The following is an 18,148-nucleotide window of genomic DNA, read 5'->3' on the forward strand; positions in this document are numbered from 1 at the left end:
CCATCGGCAAAAGTCAAACGTAATTCTGCATTCAAGATAATGTTTACCAAATGCAATATGAAATGATGCGGGAAACTTGTTTTCCTATTCCCGCATCATTTCGAGTACATTATCAATGATATCTTCTGCATTGGGTTTGGAAAAATAATCTCCATCTGTACCATAAGCAGGACGATGAGCCTGTGCACTTAATGTGCGGGGAGCTACATCCAGCCAGCGATATCCACCCTGTTTCTCAATTACTTCCTGCATCATATAAGCCGTTGCGCCTCCCGGTACATCTTCATCGAGGAACAAAATCCGATTGGTTTTTTTCAATGATTCTACAATGCGATGATGAATATCAAAAGGCAATAAAGTCTGCACATCAATCAATTCACAGGAAATACCAAAATCATGCTGCAACCGATCGGCCGCCTCAGATGCTATACGCAAAATAGAACCATAGGAAACTATGGTAATATCTGTTCCTTCCCTCATCACTTCCGGAACACCCATTGGTACAGTATATTCACGAATATTGGAAGGCATTCTTTCTTTTAAGCGGTAACCATTTAAACATTCAATTACTAATGCGGGTTCAGCAGCACGCAACAGCGTATTATACATACCTGCAGCTTTAACCATATTCCGGGGCACACAAATGTACATGCCCCGCAAAGCACCGAGCAGCAATTGCATGGGCGAGCCGGAATGCCAGATGCCTTCCAGCCGATGCCCGCGGGTACGCACAATAATCGGACAAATCTGTATCCCGTTGGTACGATAATGCAGGGTTGCTACATCATCACTAAGTGTTTGCAAAGCAAAAAGCAGATAATCCAGATACTGAATTTCAGCAATAGGGCGCAAACCTCGCATGGCCATACCAATTCCCTGACCAATGATGGTAGCTTCACGAATGCCTGTATCGAAAATGCGATCAGCACCATACTTCTGCTGCAAGCCTGCAAATGCCTGGTTTACATCACCGATTTTACCTACATCCTCGCCGAATGCAAATACAGTGGGATGATAAGAAAACAAATCATCGAAATAACGATTTAACACTTCATATCCGTTAATCAAAGGAGCATTTTCGTCGTATACAGGTTTTACTTCCGGAACTGATAATGCTGAAATCGGTCCATCTGCATATAAATGGGTGTTGTAGGCTTTTTTGTAAAATGCTCTTCTTTCTTCACAGAATTTCAATAATTCTTCTTTGGCAGGATCGGGCAGATGATGATGCATTTGCGCAATGCGGGAAGCGGTTTTCAATACATCTTTATGAAAGGGAGCCTGTTCAGCTGCGAGTTCTTGCAAAAGTTTGCTGATGATTGGTTTGTGAGCCTGTGGATGTTGCATCAACTTTTTACCCAATGAAATCACCTGCTTTACTTGCTCACGAATGGGCTGCATATATTTTTCCCATGCTCGTTGCCTGGCCTGCTGCACAGATTGACGGGCCTCTTGCTCCAGCGCGTTCAGGTCTTCTTCTGTAGCCAGCTGATTATCCAAAATCCATTCCCGCATTTTGCGATTGCAGTCCCATTCTTTTTCCCATTCCAAACGCTCCTTGCTTTTGTATCGCTCGTGTGAACCCGAAGTAGAATGTCCCAGCGGTTGTGTAAGCTCTTCCACATGAAATAAGGCGGGGATATGATGCTCGCGAACCCGCTGAATACCGGCTTCAAATACTTCACACATTTCTGCATAATCCCATCCTTTTACCCGATAAATATCCCAGCCATTGGATTTGCCAGAGCGACGAAACCCTTCCATCACGGCAGAAATGGAATTCTTGGTAGTTTGCAACTTACGGGGGACGGAAATGCCATAGCCATCATCCCACACAAACACAGCCATGGGCACCTGCAATACACCCGCGGCATTGATGGTTTCCCAAAACAATCCTTCTGAAGTACTGGCATCGCCAATCGTCACAAAACATACTTCATCACCGTGATGTGACAGGTGGGTGAGTGATTGCAAGGAAGGTAAATGCCTGAACAATTTGGAAGCAAAAGCCAGTCCCAGTGAACGCGGCATCTGTGCAGCCGTAGGAGCCAGATCGGCAGCGGAATTGTATCGGTTTACCAGATCCAGCCATTGACCGTTTTCATCCACAAAAGGCGTAGCAAAATGGCTGTTCATCTGCCGGCCTGATGAAAAGGGATCGTGTGCTGGGTCAATATCCGCATACAGCTGGGAGAAAAACTGCTCTATTGTGGCCATACCCGTAGCAAAAGCCAGCGTTTGATCCCGATAATATCCCGAACGAATATCACCCGGTCGGAAAAAACGTGCCAATGCCACCTGCGGTACTTCCTTGCCATCGCCAAAAATGCCAAACTTGGCCCTGCCATTTAATACTTCTTTTCTGCCCAACACGCTGGCCTCCCGGCTTTCGCAGGCAATCCTGTAATCGCGCAATACCTGGCGGCGAAATTCTTCAAAGGAAAGCTGCTCGGAATGGGTTTCAGCAGAAATCATCATGCGTATGGTTATTTAGCTTTACATTGAAGGTGCGATGTTAACAAATTTACCTTTTTTCTGAAGGACAAACCCCGCTATCCCGTGTATAATTTCTCACGAAGGAAGAAAAAATTTTGTAGAATTTTGAATCATTTATCTGCTATTGTTTATATTTTGGTAGTAAATTTGATGAGCTTTGAACAGAACAAAATTTTTCATTTAAAACATTTTTCCCATGAAAAAACTGATATTGAGCTTGTCCATGCTGTTAGGTGCCCTGCTGCCGGCCATGGCGCAAACAGCTTCATCCGCACAATCATCCGATCCTTTTGCCGGTAAGGTGAAGTTTAATCAGGAAACAATTGATTTCGGAACAACGAAACTAAACCATCCGGTTTCCGTTACTTTCGTATTCAAAAATGTGGGTAATACACCTTTGATTATTGAAAATGTTCGGCCATCTTGCGGCTGCACCACGCCCAGCTACACGCAGGAACCCGTGCTGCCCGGTAAGGAAGGAAAAATAGTTGCTACCTACAATGCGGCCGTGTTGGGAGAAGCCAGCAAAACAGTTTCGGTGAAATTTAAAGGCATTGATCAGGAACTGGATTTGCATTTTACAGGTAAAGTAGTACAATGATTTTGCTTGTGTAGTTAAATGTTTGAAAAGCCGCTTCAACAGCGGCTTTTCTTTTTATATCCAATAATCCATTCCTTCAGCTATTTTTCATCAGCTGGGTTTGCTTTCATTCTACATAGCATGCATTATGCAACTGAAATATCTTAAGTTTGCCACATGTTATCAGTCAGTCAGCGTGCACTACAAATGCCTGCTTCGCCTATCCGCAAACTGGTACCGTTTGCTGAACAGGCCGCCCGGAAAGGTATTCACATCCATTATTTGAATATCGGCCAACCTGATATTAAAACACCACCGGCCTTTCTGCAAGCGATCAAAAATGCACAACTTGATGTACTGGCCTATAGCCATAGTGCCGGGAATTATCCTTTCAGGGAGAAATTGGCCCAATATTATCAACGCCTGGGTCTCAAAGTATCTCCTGATGAAATCATCGTTACCACAGGTGGTTCAGAGGCTATTTTGTTTGCTATGATGACCTGCCTGGATGCTGGCGATGAGGTATTGATTCCGGAGCCTTGTTATGCAAATTATCTGGGCTTTGCTGCCGAAACGGGTATTCAGGTAAAGTCCATACCATCTGACATTGAAAGCGGTTTTGCCCTGCCGGATCGGGAAGCTTTTGAACAAGCCATCGGGCCTCGTACGCGGGCCGTGCTGATATGCAATCCCAACAACCCTACCGGACATGTATATACCCTTGAGGAGCTGCGGGTGCTGGAAGATTTTTGCCGTAAACACCAGCTATTTTTGTTTTCCGATGAGGCCTACCGGGAATTTTGTTATGAAGGTACCCATTATTCAGCTCTTAGCCTGTCATCGATCCGTGATCAAGTTGTTTTGCTTGATACCATTTCCAAGCGCTACAGTGCCTGTGGAGCCCGCATCGGCGCATTGATTTCACATCATCCCGAGGTTGTCGCCTCCGCTTTAAAATACGCACAGGCACGGCTTTCGCCCCCAACCCTCGAACAAATCGGTGCAGCTGCGGCTCTGGATCTTCCACCGGATTATTTCCAAGCCACACGCCAGGAGTACAAACAACGCAGAGATACCCTGGTAAAATTGCTGAATGAAATACCGGGTGTGTTTTGTCCGATGCCGCAAGGAGCATTTTACGCCATGGCCCGTCTTCCGGTAAAAGATGCCGACAGTTTCTGCCAGTGGATGCTGGAAAGTTTTTCCTATGAAGGAGAAACCGTGATGATGGCGCCCGGAGCCGGATTTTATGCCACACCCGGTCTGGGCCTGCAGGAAGTACGCATCGCCTATGTGCTTGAAGAAACCGCCCTGATCCGGGCCATGCATTGCCTGAAAATTGCGCTGGAACAATATCCTGACCGCTGCATGCCTTAACCACATTTTGTATGTTCCGCCCAGTCATGAAAATTTAGCTTGCATTTCCTGCATGTGCACGATATTTTCGTATCACAAAATCTAAGCACTATGCATACCTTACGCCTGCGCATCCCTGAAATGGGGTTATTATTGGTATTTCTGCATGCCTATCAAGGTTTTGGTCAGTCTTCATCAGCACCCGCCGGGATAATAGGTTTTACAACAGCGCACGCATCCGCCGAAACGCAACTGGAACAACAGTTTGATCATTTGCTTCAGGCCCGTGATCTGGGTAACTGGATGAAACGCCTGGCTGCTCAGCCCCATCACCTGGGTTCAACCTATGATCATCAAAATACCCTCTTCCTGGATTCTTTGTTTCGTGCCTGGGGCTATCAAACCCGGATCGATAGCTACAAAGTGCTTTTCCCTACTCCCGAGATACGCATTCTGGAATTATCAGCCCCGCATCATTTCACTGCCTCTTTAATGGAAAAACCAGTAGCAAACGACCCTTATACCCAGCAGATTCAACAGGCACTTCCTCCCTTTAATGCATATTCAGCAGATGGAGATGTGACAGGAGAGCTCGTATATGTGAATTATGGTCTGCCAGAAGATTATGAAACGCTTGCCCGATACGGAATTGATGTGAAAGGTAAAATCGTGATTGCACGATATGGCCATTCCTGGCGAGGTATCAAGCCCAAAGTAGCTGCAGAGCACGGAGCTATTGGTTGTATCATCTATTCTGATCCTGCCGACGATGGTTATTTTCAGGGTGATACTTACCCTACAGGTCCGTTCAAGAATCCATGGGGAGTACAACGCGGATCGGTTATGGATATGCCGGTTTATTCCGGAGATCCGCTCACACCCGGCGTTGCAGCTACCCCTCAAGCCAAACGGCTGAGCCTGGATCAGGTGCAGGTATTTACCAAAATTCCTGTGTTGCCCATTTCCTATCATGATGCACAACCACTGCTGGAAGCTCTTTCCGGACCTGTAGCGCCTCCATCCTGGCGGGGAGCCTTACCCATCACCTATCATCTGGGGGCAGGGCCTGCCGTTGTACATCTGAAGCTGAAATTCAAATGGGATCTGGTTCCCTGCTATGATGTGATAGCCATGATGCCCGGAAAATTATATCCGGATCAATGGATCATCCGCGGCAATCATTACGATGCCTGGGTTCACGGAGCTGCAGATCCCATCAGCGGACAGGTAGCCATGCTGGCCGAAGCAAAGGCAATTGCCGAATTGCATAAACAGGGTTGGCAACCACAACGCACCCTGGTTTTCTGCGCCTGGGACGGCGAAGAACAAGGTTTGCTGGGATCCACCGAATGGGTGGAAGATCATTTGAGCGAACTGCAGCAAAAAGCAGTCGTTTACCTGAACAGCGATGGCAATGGCAGAGGATTTCTGGGCGTGGGAGGATCCCATACTCTGGAGAAGTTTTTTAACGAAGTAGCCCTCAGCGTCCCCGACCCTGAAACCGATACCAATGTGCTGGCACGACTGAGAGCGCGGATCATCAGCCACGACGGCGCAAATGCTCCTGCACTGGACGGTGAACGGTTTGTGCATATCAGCGCATTAGGCTCCGGATCGGACTATTCGCCTTTCCTGCAACATGCAGGCATTGCTTCCCTGAATGTAGGATATGGCGGCGAGGATGAAGGCGGGGAATACCATACACTGTATGACACCTATCTCAATTACATCCGGTTTAAGGATTCCGCCTTCAGCTATGGCATTACCCTCAGCAAGACCATGGGCAGATGCTTGCTCAGGCTCGCCAATTGTGATCTGCTGCCGTTTGATTTCACTCATTTCACGGAAACAGTAAAATCCTATGTCCATCAACTGCAAAGATTGGAACAGCAAAAAAGAGACACCGCTGCCACTGTCAATCAGTGGATTGAAAACAGGGTATATGTACTTTCCAGCGATCCACAGCAACATTTCAGTCCCCCGACTCCCAAAAAACCCGTTCCCTATCTGGATTTTAGTCCGCTGTTAAATGCCCTGAGTCGCCTGGACACCTTAAGCCGGGCATATGCATCCTATTCCCGGGAAATAGAGAAAATCCCGCCCCAGGTGCTCCGACAGCTGAATGAAATGCTGCCACACAGCGAACAGTGCCTGCTGGATCTGAATGGACTTCCGCATCGCCCATGGTATCAACACACGATTTATGCACCCGGCCTATACACAGGCTACGGTGTGAAAACGCTTCCTGGCGCCCGTGAAGCCATTGAACAAGACAATTGGCAGGAAGCTCAGCAGCAAATCCATGAAGAAGCAACAGCCCTGGAAAGATTGGCAAACCAAATCGAAAAATTAAATCATATTAATAAAAATTAAATTTTCATTTTTTATTTTCAAAATAATGTAAAATAGAGTAATTTTGTCATAAACAATAACAGAAAATATTTTTTATAATCATTTTTTTAAGTAAATTGCATTTGAATTATGGATATAGTTTAATATAATATCTATTTATGTGAAAAGAATTATTAATTGTATGTAAAACTTGGGGGTATGATACGAAACAAAACCCGGAATAAGCTAAATTTGCAGCGTGATACAGAAAGAGTGAAAGAGAAAGACTTACAAATAGTTCTTGAGAAATAAAACTTCTTTATAAAAAATTGGCACCATACTTGTTCATATGGTGCTTGAAAATGGTAGTGGGTAATAAGGAGTTACCTAACTGTGCATCAGATGTCCCCTGTCTAGGGGACATTTCTTTTTTGTATTCGCAAGTATAGGAAATTTCCCGAATTTAACAAAGCCTTAATCACAAATTTTTTTTAGGCGTTTACAGGAGCGTTCTGATACATTTTTACCTGCCTGATGAAATCATCAAACAAGTATCTGGAATCATGCGGCCCTGGTGTAGATTCAGGATGATATTGCACTGAAAAAGCGGGTTGATATTTCATGCGCATACCTTCAATAGATCCATCGTTGAGGTTGATGTGGGTAATTTCCATGTGCTTTGAAAGGCGCAGGGCATCCGGATCTACGGCAAATCCATGGTTCTGGGTGGTGATTTCACTGCGATTGCTAATCAGATTCTTAACCGGGTGATTCAAGCCCCGGTGACCATGGTGCATTTTATAGGTTGGGATGCCATTGGCAAGAGCCAGAAGCTGATGCCCCAGGCAGATGCCAAAAAACGGTTTTTTCGTGCTCAGGATTTGCTTAACCAATTGCACGACATGCGGCATGGCTGCCGGATCTCCCGGGCCGTTGGAAACAAAATAACCATCAGGCTGAAAGTCTTCACATTCTTGTAGGGTAACACATGCCGGGAAAACTTTCAAATATGCGCCCCGATCAACCAGGCACTGCAGGATATGGCGTTTGACCCCGTAATCAATAACAGCAATTCGCACACCGGACCGGGGATCGCCAAGTGTATAAGCATGATCCGTTGAAGCTTCTGATGCCAGATCCAGCCCTTCCATACGGGGTGTTTGTTCCAAAACTTTTTGCAAGTAGGACAAATCATCCGTTTCAGACGATATAACAGCATTCATAGCGCCTTTATTGCGGATGTGAATCACCAGCGCACGGGTGTCAACCTGATGAATGGCTACCAGTCCGTTTTCGAGCAAATATTGTTCAAGAGATGATGTGGCCAGTGTCCTGGAATAGAAATGAGAGATATTCTTGCAAATCAACCCCTTGATTTTAATAGAATCAGATTCCACCTCGTCGGCTTTTACGCCATAGTTACCGATATAGCAGTTGTTCATTACCAGCAACTGCCCGGTGTAGGAAGGATCTGTGAATACTTCCTGATAACCAGTCATGCCGGTATTGAAACATATTTCACCGGAAGTAGTGCCTATTTTACCAAAAGCTTTCCCGTAATAACAGGTGCCGTCTTCAAGCAGCAAAACGGCACGGGGTGCAATTGTTGAAGCCATTGCAAAATCTGGTTGAAAGGTTTGAAACAATTTTTACAAAAATAAAAAAGACAAAGCGGAAAGCTTTGTCTTTGCGAGAAAAGTTCGGTATGAAGATGGGGGTCATTGTGCAGCTTCGGATGATGGGTTTTCTGTTGTTGATGCAGCTTCCGCTTCAGCTGTCTGGCCTGTACTGCTCTTTTTTCTTCCTCCCCGCCTTGTTTTACGGGTGGCTGCTTTCTGTGTGGTAGCAGATTTTTTGTAGGTCTCGTTAAAATCTACCAGCTCGATAAGCGCTTGCTCTGCTGCATCTCCGGGGCGTGTACCCAGTTTAATGATACGGGTATAGCCACCGGGGCGTTGTGCGATTTTTTCACCAATGACGTCAAATAATTCCTTAACGGCTGTTTTGTGTTGCAGATAACTGAATACCAGCCAGCGATTATGCATATTGTCTGTTTTAGCACGTGTCAGCAAAGGCTCTACAAACTGCCGAAGGGCGCGTGCTTTGGCCAGTGTGGTGATGATACGCTTATGCTGAATGAGCTGGCAGGCTAGGTTTCTGAGCAGGGCCCCGCGATGTTCTTTGGTTCTTCCCAGATGATTGATCTTCACTCCGTGTCGCATAACAAATGGATTTGAATTTCACCCCGATGGCAGGGAGAAAGTAAACAATAAATAAATTTTAATCGTCGTCCAGGTTTAGCTTGGAAAGGTCCATACCGAAATGCAATCCACGCTCGGCCAACACCTGTTCAATTTCACTCAGTGATTTCTGACCAAAGTTGCGGAACTTCATCAGTTCTTCCTGGTCGTATTGCACCAGTTCGCTGAGCGAGTTGATTTTGGCAGCTTTCAGGCAGTTGAAAGCACGCACCGAAAGATCAAGATCTTCCAATGGTGTTTTCAAGATTTTCTTCAGCTGCAGGGTTTTTTCATCTACGGTTTGTTCTTTTTCGGTGTCTTTTGTATCGAAACTGATGTTTTCGTCGGTAATGATCATCAAATGCTGAATCAGTATACGGGAAGCTTCCTTGACAGCCTCTTCGGGATGAATCGTGCCATCGGTAACCACTTCCATGATGAGCTTTTCATAATCAGTTTTTTGCTCCACACGGGTATTTTCAACCGTGTAACGCACATTTTTAATGGGTGTAAAAATGGCATCCATAGGGATATACCCAAATGGAGCATCCTTGGGTTTATTTTCTTCAGCAGGAACATATCCCCGGCCTTTAATGATAGTCAGTTCCATCTCCAGTTTGGCTGAGGGGTCCATGGTACAAATCAGCAGATCCGGATTCATCACCTGGAAGGTATTGGTGGCCTTGCCAATCATACCTGCCCTGAATTCCTGCTGATTCTTCAGGGAAATATGTACTTTTTCGCTGGTGATTTCGCCTTCTGCAATTTTTTTCAGCCTTACCTGCTTCAGGTTTAAAATAATTTCCGTTACATCCTCTGTTACCCCTTTGATGGTGGTAAATTCATGATCCACACCTTCAATTTTCACACCTGAAATGGCATAACCTTCCAGGGAGGAAAGCAGCACCCTGCGAAGGGCATTTCCAATGGTTACGCCATAGCCGGGTTCCAGCGGGCGAAACTCGAATTGTGCTTCAAAATCGCTTGATTTCTGAAGCACGATTTTATCTGGTTTCTGAAAATTTAGGATTGCCATAATCCAAACAACTTTTTAAATAAAGAATATTGAGAAGTTTATTTTGAATACAATTCTACGATCAGTTGCTCCTTAATATTTTCCGGAATCATATCCCGTTCCGGATAAGCCAAGAAGGTGCCTTTCATTTCTTTTTCATTCCAATCCAGCCACGTGAACTTGGGGTTTTTCCCCCTGAAATTGCTGGTGATGGCTGAGTTTGAGGCCGATTTGGGTTTCAGGCCAATGATATCACCCGGCTTCAGCTGATAGGAAGGAATATTCACAATATGTCCGTTCACGGTGATGTGTTTATGCGATACCAGCTGACGGGCTGCAGGCCGGGAAGGAGCCAAACCGAGGCGATATACGGTATTGTCCAGACGAGCCTCCAGCAACTTCATGAGGGTTTCACCGGTAACCCCTTTCTGCCGGCTGGCTTCATAAAACAGTTTTTTAAATTGCCTTTCCAGCACGCCATAGGTATATTTTGCCTTTTGTTTTTCACGAAGCTGAAGCGCATATTCTCCCAGCTGTTTGCGTTTCCGGGCAGCACCATGCTGACCGGGCGGGAGGCTATTCTTCGTCAAATATTTACCGTTTCCCAGAATGGGCTCTCCGAATATTCTGCAAATTCTTGTCTTTGGACCCGTATATCTTGCCATGGAAAGTACTGTTTAATATCGTTAGGCTTTATGTCAAGTCGAAAAAGTTTATACCCTTCTCTTTTTGGGTGGCCTGCAACCATTATGAGGCAGCGGAGTTACATCTTTAATGGTGTTGATTTCAATACCTGCATTGGCTATGGCACGTATAGCACTTTCACGGCCGGCCCCAGGCCCTTTTACGTACACATCCGCCTTTTTCAATCCGGCATCCACTGCTGCTTTTGCAGCATCCTGAGCTGCCAGCTGTGCGGCATACGGGGTATTTTTTTTCGATCCACGAAACCCCATCTTACCGGCCGAAGACCAGGAAATTACCTGGCCTTGCTTGTTGGTGATGCTGATGATAATGTTGTTGAAACTGGCTAAAATATGCACATCCCCATAGGGATCTACTTTCACTACCCTTTTGCGGGCGGCTTTTGCACTGCTCATTGTTGACTTGGCCATAGCTATCGATGTATTTCAGATATGCGATAAAAACATGCAATTGTTTACGCAGCAATGCGTTCAGGCTTTATTTCTTCGGCGCTTTCTTCTTTCCAGCCACCGTTTTTCTTCTACCCTTGCGGGTACGGGCGTTGGTACGTGTGCGCTGGCCTCTTACAGGCAAACCCTTCCTGTGCCGCAATCCCCGATAGCATCCGATATCGAGCAGCCGTTTGATGTTAAGCTGCACTTCCGAACGCAAGGCGCCCTCAACCTTGATTTCATTGTTGATGATAGACCGGATCTGGGTGAGCTCTTCGTCGTTCCAGTCTTTCACCTTTTTTTGGGGATCAATGCCCGCTTTATCCAGAATGTAACGGGCGGTGGAACGACCAATGCCATAGATATAGGTTAATCCGATTTCGCCACTTTTGTTCCTGGGTAAGTCTATACCTGCAATACGTGCCATATATGCTGGATTGTTCTTTTTTGATTGGAATTATCCTTGTCTTTGCTTAAACCGGGGGTTCTTTTTGTTAATTACGTATAGTTTCCCTTTCCGACGCACAATTTTGCAATCGGCACTCCTTTTCTTGATTGAAGCTCTGACTTTCATATCTGCAATGATTTAAACTATTTGTACCGAAATATGATTCTTCCCCTGGTCAGGTCATACGGACTCATTTCCACACCCACCTTATCACCGGGCAAAATCTTTATGTAGTGCATACGCATCTTCCCGGAAATAGTGGCAATAATTTCATGCCCATTTTCAAGCCTCACCCTGAACATGGCATTGGATAAAGCTTCCACGATAACTCCGTCTTGTTTGATGAGTGCTTGTTTGGCCATAAATTTTTAAGGACTGCAAAGATAGCATAATTATTTGAAAACAGGCAAAAATCAATGTTCCACCGGTTCATGTACACCTACCCAGCGATAATAACTGGTATTTAAGTACGGATTGCTCTGCTCGGCTTCTTCCACTATCCTGAAATCGGAAAGAATTTCAGCTTTTTTCTGTCGCACCACAAGGGTATGTTCATAATGAGCCGAGGGTTTATGGTCCTGTGTGACAACTGTCCATCCATCTTCCAGATAGCGGATTTTTCGGGTTCCCAGGTTGATCATGGGCTCAATGGCAATGACCAGGCCTTCCCGGAGGAGAATGCCCGTTCCGCGTTTCCCGTAGTTGGGTACCTGCGGATCTTCGTGCAATTCCCTGCCCAATCCATGGCCTACCAGTTCTCTCACCACCCCATAACCTCTCTCGCGTTCGGTATATTGCTGGATAGCAAAGGCAATATCCCCGATTCGGTTACCTGCAACAGCCTGTTCAATGCCTTTGTAGAGGGCGGTTTTGGTGGCAGCCATAAGGGCAAGCACTTCTTCCTCTACCTGTCCGATTGCAAAAGTATAGGCACTGTCGCCATGAAAACCGTCGAGCAATACACCACAGTCTACCGATACAATATCACCTTCCTGTAGCTCGTATCCATCGGGTATGCCATGCACTACCCGATCATTCACAGACACACAACAGCTGGCCGGATATCCCTGATAGTTTTTAAACGAAGGGATGGCGCCATGTTCGCGGATATAAGTTTCTACAAGCGAATCTATTTCGCGAGTGGTTATGCCAGGTTTCAAATGACGGGCAATCTCTGCAAGTGTTTGAGAAACCAGTCTGGCACTTTTTCGGATTCGATTGATGTCTTCTTCTGATTTATAAATGATCATATTTTTTAGCTGCTGGCTGAAGCACTTTAGGTGGTAGTCATTTGAGCCGCACGTCCGGCAATCCTTCCGGATTTCATCAATCCGTCGTAATGACGCATCAAAAGCTGGCTTTCAATCTGCTGCAAGGTATCTAAAATTACACCCACAATAATAAGCAGGGATGTACCCCCAAAGAAACTGGCAAATACGGTATTGACACCCAGAGCATGCGCAAAACCAGGCAGGATACCGACAATGGCCAGGAAAAAGGCTCCGGGTAAGGTAATGCGATCCATAATGCTGCCAATAAATTCAGCCGTAGGCTTGCCGGGCTTCACTCCGGGAATAAAGCCATTGTTGCGTTTCATTTCATCAGCAATCTGGGTGGGGTTGAAAATAAGTGCAGTATAGAAATAGGTGAAGATAATGACCATGAAGCCGTAAATGAGGTTATACCAGAAAGAAGTATAATCACTTAAGGCGCGGATAAAACCTCCGGTTTGGCTTTCCGGATTGGTAAAGCCTACCACAGTCATGGGTATAAACATGATAGCCTGTGCAAAGATGATGGGCATCACACCGGCTGCATTTACTTTCAGCGGGAGAAACTGACGTACACCCCCGATCTGCCGGGTGCCTACCATGCGTTTTGCATAATTGACCGGCACTTTCCGGGTACCCTGCACAAGTACCACCAACCCCATTACCACCAGCACCAGAAAAGCAATTTCAATCAGGAAAATCAGCAATCCACCTCCGCCGGAAGTATTTTTTGCATTAAACTCAGCCACAAGGGCGTGCGGCAAACGGGCAAGAATACCAATTTCAATGATGATAGACGCACCATTGCCAATGCCTTTGTCGGTAATTTTTTCACCCAACCACATGACAAACAAAGTACCTGCCGTAAGAACCACGATGGTTGAAAAAGCAAAAAAGAACGGACTGAATTGTGGAAGAATAGCTGCACCCGATTGCTGCCTCAAATAAGTTACATATGCCAGAGCCTGAAAAGCCGTGACTATCACAGTAAGCCAGCGGGTGTACTGATTGATGCGCTTCTGCCCGCTCTCACCTTCTTTTTGCAATTTGGCAAAGGAGGGTACGGCAATGGTAAGCAATTGCATGGCAATGGAAGCAGAGATATAGGGCATGATACCCAGGGCAAAAATGGATGCCCGGCTGAACGATCCTCCGGCAAACATATCAAACAAGCCCAGCAACCCCTTCTGCGCATTCTGAAGGGTGAGTAAGGCCGGATTGATGCCCGGCAGAATGATAAATGAACCAATACGATACACAAAAATTAGCCCGAATGTATAGAGAATGCGTTTGCGCAAATCCTCGATGCTCCAGATATTTCGTATCGTTTCAATCATTCTTTTCACGGCGGGTGAGTTTTATTTGGCTGATAATTATGAAATCAGCTGCAATTCACATCCTGCTGCTTCGATGGCTTTTCGGGCTTGAGCACTGGCCGCATGGGCAACAAAACGCACCCCTTTGGCGGTAAAACTACCTTTTGCCAGAATCTTCAACCGTTCGGTATTTTTCATTAAACCTGTTTGTTGCAATACTTCAGGCGAAATTTCTCGTAATCCGTATTTTTGTACCCAGGCATCTACCTGGCTCAGGTTTACAATTTTGAACAATTGTTTATCGGGATGACTGAATCCTCTTTTGGGCACGCGGCGATGCAGGGGCATCTGGCCTCCTTCATGTCCTTTTTTGATTTTATATCCTGAGCGTGATTGGTGACCTTTGGTACCTCTGGTTGATGTTCCACCCTTGCCGGAAGCTTCTCCTCTTCCCAGTCGTTTGGCTTTTTTTACTGATCCGGCAGCCGGTTTGAGCGTATGTAATTGCATAAACAAGTTCGTTTAACAAAGTTAAGTTTTATTTTTCTTCGTTGATGGGTTGTACGCTTACCAGATGCTGCACTTTCCGCACCATACCCAGAATCTGGGGAGTAGCCTCGTGTTCCACGGTGGCGTGCAGCTTTTTCAGGCCAAGCGCCTGAAGTGTCTTTTTCTGGCGTTCAGGCCGGTCTATTGCACTTCTTATCTGTGTGATTCTGATTTTTCCCATGGTAAAAAAATTAATGGTTTCTTGCATGGGTAAGCAATTGTCCATGCACCGGTTTTATCCGTTGAACACTTTTTTCAATGAAACGTGGCGATCTCGCGCTACTTGTATAGGCTCACGCAACATGGCAAGAGCCTTGAAGGTTGCTTTTACCACGTTATGCGGGTTGGTTGAGCCCAGGGACTTGGTAAGCACATCGGTAATCCCAGCACTTTCGAGCACAGCACGCATGGAACCACCAGCAATTACTCCCGTTCCGTGAGCTGCGGGCTTGATCAGTACCTTGGCAGCTCCTTCCTTGGCAAATTGCTCATGCGGAATGGTGCCGTGAATAATAGGCACACGAATCAGGTTTTTTTTCGCATCGTCAATGCCTTTGTTGATGGCTTCCTGAACTTCCTTAGCTTTACCCAGTCCGTGACCTACCACACCTTTGCCATTTCCAACCACTACCAGTGCTGAAAAGCTAAAGTTTCTTCCACCTTTCGTAGTCTTGGTCACACGATTGATGGCGACCACTTTTTCCTTTAACTCCAGATCGCCAGCTTTTACCCGTTGAATGTGTTGTTTAGCCATATGCTGTTTAATAAATCAAGTTAAAATTGTAAACCTGCTGCACGTGCTCCTTCTGCCAGCGCTTTTACCCGGCCATGGTATAGGTAGCCACTCCGGTCAAACACGCATTGGGTAATACCTAGTGCCAATGCTTTTTTAGCTAATGCCTCTCCTACCCAATAGGATTTCTCGGTTTTGGTACCTTTTTTAGCGGCAATATCCTTATCGCGGGATGATGCAGCTGCTAAAGTATGCCCTTTGGTATCATCAATCAGCTGGGCATAGATAGATGTGTTGCTCCGGAATACGGAGAGCCTGGGACGGGTTGGTGTACCCGAGATCCGCTTGCGGATGCGGAGATGAATTTTTTCTCGTCTGGATAATTGTTTTTTCATATCAAATTTCCTGTTTTAATGGCTTCCGGTCTTGGTCGGAAGCGCGGAACCAGGGAATGCATTATTTATTTACCGGCACTTTTACCTGCCTTGCGGCGTACTACCTCATCGGCATAGCGGATACCCTTGCCTTTGTAGGGCTCAGGCTTGCGCAGACTTCTGATTTTGGCGGCAACTGCACCAAGCAATTGCTTATCTGCACTTTCCAGTATGATTTTGGGGTTTTGCCCCTTTTCGGCTTCGGTTTTCACTTTCACCTCTTTAGGTACTTCCATCAGGATGTTATGGGAATACCCTACGGTAATATCCAGCAGCTGCCCCTGGGCATTAGCTCTGTAGCCAACCCCCACCAATTCCAGTTCCTTGCGAAATCCTTCCGAAACGCCTTTTACCATATTAGCCAGCAAAGCTCTGTAGGTACCGTGAAGCTCTTTGTGCCGGATTTGATCGGTGGGGCGTTTTACCACAATTTCTCCTGACTGAACAATCACCTGGATATCCCGATCTACCGCAAGGGAGAGTTCCCCTTTGGGACCTTTTACGGTCACTTCATTAGCCGGCGAAACCTGTACCGTAACGCCTGCTGGAATTTTTACCGGTATTTTTGCTATGCGAGACATAATCAAAATCTTCTTCAGCTTTGAAACAAATCAGCTTTGTATCAATACACCACACACAACACCTCACCTCCGATGTGCTGAGCCCTGGCTTCTTTATCGGTCATCACCCCACGGGAGGTGGAAACGATGGCAATACCAAGGCCATTCTTCACCCGAGGCAGGTCTTGAGGTTTGGCATACCTGCGAAGTCCCGGACGGCTCACTCTTTCCAGCATACGGATGGCTGGCTGCCGGGTTTGAGGATCATATTTCAGGGCAATTTTGATAATCCCCTGTTTGTTATCATCTTCAAACTTATATTTCAGGATATAACCCTTTTCATACAGAATTTCCGTCATCCGTTTTTTCAGATTGGAAGCCGGTATTTCGACAATCCGATGACCGGCCATCTGGGCATTGCGGATGCGGGTCAGGTAATCTGCTATGGGATCTGTCACCATAATCTGTTTGCAAATTTTAATGTTACCATGAAGCTTTTCTTACACCGGGAATCTTTCCTTCCAGTGCCATCTCCCGGAATTTAATACGGGAAATTCCGAAATAGCGGATATATCCTCTGGGACGGCCGGTAAGCTGGCAGCGGTTACGCAGGCGCACGGGCGACGAATTTTTGGGAAGTGCGTCCAGTGCCTTGTAGTCGCCTGCGGCTTTCAGGGCTGCCCGTTTTTCGGCGTATTTGGCGACCAGCCGTTCACGTTTTCTTTCTCTGGCAATGATGGATTGTTTTGACATAGTGAATCAGGCTTTTGGATTGATATTTCGGAATGGCATTCCCATTAATCTTAGCAATTCATAGGCTTCTTCGTCGGTTTCGGCGGATGTCACAAAGGTGATATCCATGCCGTTGATTTTGCTCACCTTATCAATATCGATTTCGGGGAAGATAATTTGCTCGGTAATGCCCAAAGTATAATTGCCCCGGCCATCAAATGATTTTTCATTCACCCCTCTGAAGTCGCGCACACGGGGCAGGGCAATGGATATGAGCCGATCCATGAATTCATACATCCGCACGCCCCGCAGGGTTACCCGCACCCCGATGGGCATATTGCGACGAAGTTTAAAATTGGAAATATCTTTTTTGGCCAAAGTAGGTACAGCTCGCTGCCCGGCTATGCGGGTCATTTCTTCCACGGCAACATCCACGAGTTTCTTATCATTTACGGCTCCATTCACGCCCTGGTTGAGGCATATTTTCAGCAACCTGGGTACCTGCATCACACTGGTGTAGTGAAATTTTTCCATCAGGGCAGGTACTACTTCCTCGCGATATTTTTTCTGAAGCCTGGGAATATAATTCGTTGTACTCATGCTTGTTATTTGATGATTTCACCAGATTTTTTGGATATTCTTACGGGTTTACCGTTTTCATCGCGCGAACGGCTGATGCGGGTGGGAGCCCCGGCTTTGCTATCCCATAGCATCACATTGGAAATATGAATGGGGGCTTCCATTTTCACAATACCTCCGCGCGGATTCTGGGCACTGGGTTTGGTGTGTTTGGTAACAATATTTACGCCTTCGACCAATACCCGCTGCTTGTCGGGATACACAGCCAGCACCCGTCTGGGGCGGGTTCTGTCTTTATCTTCACCGGCAATGACCACTACCTGGTCGCCTTTTTTGATATGAAACTTGGGTTTAAATCTCTTTTTCATGAAC

The 18,148-nt window shown here is 46.2% G+C and carries 23 protein-coding genes; 3 read left to right on the forward strand and 20 right to left on the reverse strand.

Translation table 11 applies throughout. The annotated features are described in order from the left end of the window. Positions 1 to 84: 84 nt before the first annotated feature. Positions 85 to 2,478, reverse strand: a complete 2,394-nt coding sequence (locus BM367_RS02285) for an alpha-ketoacid dehydrogenase subunit alpha/beta (RefSeq protein ID WP_092457141.1) — start codon at positions 2,476 to 2,478, stop codon at positions 85 to 87. A gap of 214 nt (positions 2,479 to 2,692) precedes the next feature. On the opposite strand from BM367_RS02285, the gene BM367_RS02290 reads away from it, so the two are divergent. The 3 genes from BM367_RS02290 (at position 2,693) to BM367_RS02300 (ending at position 6,805) form a co-directional block, all read left to right on the forward strand. Then, the gene (locus BM367_RS02290; RefSeq protein WP_092457144.1) at positions 2,693 to 3,097 is read left to right on the forward strand and encodes a DUF1573 domain-containing protein; all 405 of its coding nucleotides are present in this window, start codon (positions 2,693 to 2,695) and stop codon (positions 3,095 to 3,097) included. A 156-nt stretch (positions 3,098 to 3,253) separates the two neighbouring features. Beyond that, a complete protein-coding gene (locus BM367_RS02295; protein ID WP_092457147.1) occupies positions 3,254 to 4,453 on the forward strand; it encodes a pyridoxal phosphate-dependent aminotransferase in 1,200 nt (399 codons plus the stop codon). Between the two features lie 90 nt (positions 4,454 to 4,543). Further along, positions 4,544 to 6,805, forward strand: coding sequence for a transferrin receptor-like dimerization domain-containing protein (locus BM367_RS02300; protein WP_245759872.1), 2,262 nt, complete (start codon positions 4,544 to 4,546; stop codon positions 6,803 to 6,805). Positions 6,806 to 7,254: 449 nt separating this feature from the next. On the opposite strand, the gene carA is transcribed toward BM367_RS02300, so the two are convergent. The 19 genes from carA to rplX all read right to left on the reverse strand — a co-directional run bounded on the left by carA (position 7,255) and on the right by rplX (position 18,144). Continuing rightward, positions 7,255 to 8,379, reverse strand: coding sequence for a glutamine-hydrolyzing carbamoyl-phosphate synthase small subunit (gene carA / locus BM367_RS02305; RefSeq protein ID WP_092457151.1), 1,125 nt, complete (start codon positions 8,377 to 8,379; stop codon positions 7,255 to 7,257). A 102-nt stretch (positions 8,380 to 8,481) separates the two neighbouring features. Further along, complete coding sequence (gene rplQ, locus BM367_RS02310) at positions 8,482 to 8,985, reverse strand: 50S ribosomal protein L17 (protein ID WP_092457154.1); 504 nt, start codon at positions 8,983 to 8,985, stop codon at positions 8,482 to 8,484. Between the two features lie 58 nt (positions 8,986 to 9,043). After that, positions 9,044 to 10,039, reverse strand: coding sequence for a DNA-directed RNA polymerase subunit alpha (locus BM367_RS02315; RefSeq protein WP_092457157.1), 996 nt, complete (start codon positions 10,037 to 10,039; stop codon positions 9,044 to 9,046). A 38-nt stretch (positions 10,040 to 10,077) separates the two neighbouring features. Further along, positions 10,078 to 10,683, reverse strand: coding sequence for a 30S ribosomal protein S4 (gene rpsD, locus BM367_RS02320; RefSeq protein WP_092457160.1), 606 nt, complete (start codon positions 10,681 to 10,683; stop codon positions 10,078 to 10,080). A 48-nt stretch (positions 10,684 to 10,731) separates the two neighbouring features. After that, the gene (gene rpsK, locus BM367_RS02325; RefSeq protein ID WP_092457163.1) at positions 10,732 to 11,133 is read right to left on the reverse strand and encodes a 30S ribosomal protein S11; all 402 of its coding nucleotides are present in this window, start codon (positions 11,131 to 11,133) and stop codon (positions 10,732 to 10,734) included. Positions 11,134 to 11,200: 67 nt separating this feature from the next. Continuing rightward, positions 11,201 to 11,581 (reverse strand): 30S ribosomal protein S13, encoded by a 381-nt coding sequence (gene rpsM / locus BM367_RS02330; RefSeq protein ID WP_092457167.1) that lies wholly within the window; start codon positions 11,579 to 11,581, stop codon positions 11,201 to 11,203. Between the two features lie 30 nt (positions 11,582 to 11,611). After that, entirely contained in the window at positions 11,612 to 11,728 is a 117-nt protein-coding gene (gene ykgO, locus BM367_RS02335; protein WP_038084689.1) for a type B 50S ribosomal protein L36, read from the reverse strand. Between the two features lie 17 nt (positions 11,729 to 11,745). Further along, positions 11,746 to 11,964 (reverse strand): translation initiation factor IF-1, encoded by a 219-nt coding sequence (gene infA, locus BM367_RS02340; protein WP_092457170.1) that lies wholly within the window; start codon positions 11,962 to 11,964, stop codon positions 11,746 to 11,748. Between the two features lie 51 nt (positions 11,965 to 12,015). Continuing rightward, complete coding sequence (gene map, locus BM367_RS02345; protein ID WP_092457172.1) at positions 12,016 to 12,852, reverse strand: type I methionyl aminopeptidase; 837 nt, start codon at positions 12,850 to 12,852, stop codon at positions 12,016 to 12,018. 26 nt (positions 12,853 to 12,878) lie between these two features. Then, positions 12,879 to 14,210 carry a preprotein translocase subunit SecY gene (gene secY, locus BM367_RS02350; RefSeq protein ID WP_245759981.1) on the reverse strand — a complete coding sequence of 444 codons (1,332 nt, stop codon included), beginning with the start codon at positions 14,208 to 14,210 and terminating at the stop codon, positions 12,879 to 12,881. A 36-nt stretch (positions 14,211 to 14,246) separates the two neighbouring features. After that, positions 14,247 to 14,699, reverse strand: coding sequence for a 50S ribosomal protein L15 (gene rplO / locus BM367_RS02355; RefSeq protein ID WP_092457178.1), 453 nt, complete (start codon positions 14,697 to 14,699; stop codon positions 14,247 to 14,249). A gap of 28 nt (positions 14,700 to 14,727) precedes the next feature. Further along, positions 14,728 to 14,919, reverse strand: a complete 192-nt coding sequence (gene rpmD / locus BM367_RS02360; protein WP_222842555.1) for a 50S ribosomal protein L30 — start codon at positions 14,917 to 14,919, stop codon at positions 14,728 to 14,730. Between the two features lie 54 nt (positions 14,920 to 14,973). Next, a complete protein-coding gene (gene rpsE / locus BM367_RS02365; protein ID WP_092457186.1) occupies positions 14,974 to 15,492 on the reverse strand; it encodes a 30S ribosomal protein S5 in 519 nt (172 codons plus the stop codon). Between the two features lie 20 nt (positions 15,493 to 15,512). Next, positions 15,513 to 15,866: a 50S ribosomal protein L18 gene (rplR, locus tag BM367_RS02370; protein ID WP_092457189.1), complete on the reverse strand. Its 354-nt coding sequence runs from the start codon at positions 15,864 to 15,866 to the stop codon at positions 15,513 to 15,515. Between the two features lie 65 nt (positions 15,867 to 15,931). After that, positions 15,932 to 16,486: a 50S ribosomal protein L6 gene (gene rplF, locus BM367_RS02375; RefSeq protein ID WP_092457191.1), complete on the reverse strand. Its 555-nt coding sequence runs from the start codon at positions 16,484 to 16,486 to the stop codon at positions 15,932 to 15,934. 41 nt (positions 16,487 to 16,527) lie between these two features. Then, positions 16,528 to 16,926, reverse strand: a complete 399-nt coding sequence (rpsH, locus tag BM367_RS02380) for a 30S ribosomal protein S8 (protein WP_449649452.1) — start codon at positions 16,924 to 16,926, stop codon at positions 16,528 to 16,530. A gap of 22 nt (positions 16,927 to 16,948) precedes the next feature. After that, complete coding sequence (gene rpsN / locus BM367_RS02385; protein ID WP_092457194.1) at positions 16,949 to 17,218, reverse strand: 30S ribosomal protein S14; 270 nt, start codon at positions 17,216 to 17,218, stop codon at positions 16,949 to 16,951. A 6-nt stretch (positions 17,219 to 17,224) separates the two neighbouring features. Further along, positions 17,225 to 17,797, reverse strand: coding sequence for a 50S ribosomal protein L5 (gene rplE, locus BM367_RS02390; RefSeq protein ID WP_092457197.1), 573 nt, complete (start codon positions 17,795 to 17,797; stop codon positions 17,225 to 17,227). Positions 17,798 to 17,802: 5 nt separating this feature from the next. After that, a complete protein-coding gene (rplX, locus tag BM367_RS02395; protein ID WP_092457200.1) occupies positions 17,803 to 18,144 on the reverse strand; it encodes a 50S ribosomal protein L24 in 342 nt (113 codons plus the stop codon). Positions 18,145 to 18,148 lie beyond the last annotated feature (4 nt).

The sequence above is a fragment of the Thermoflavifilum thermophilum genome (assembly GCF_900116565.1).
Lineage (GTDB): Bacteria > Bacteroidota > Bacteroidia > Chitinophagales > Chitinophagaceae > Thermoflavifilum > Thermoflavifilum thermophilum.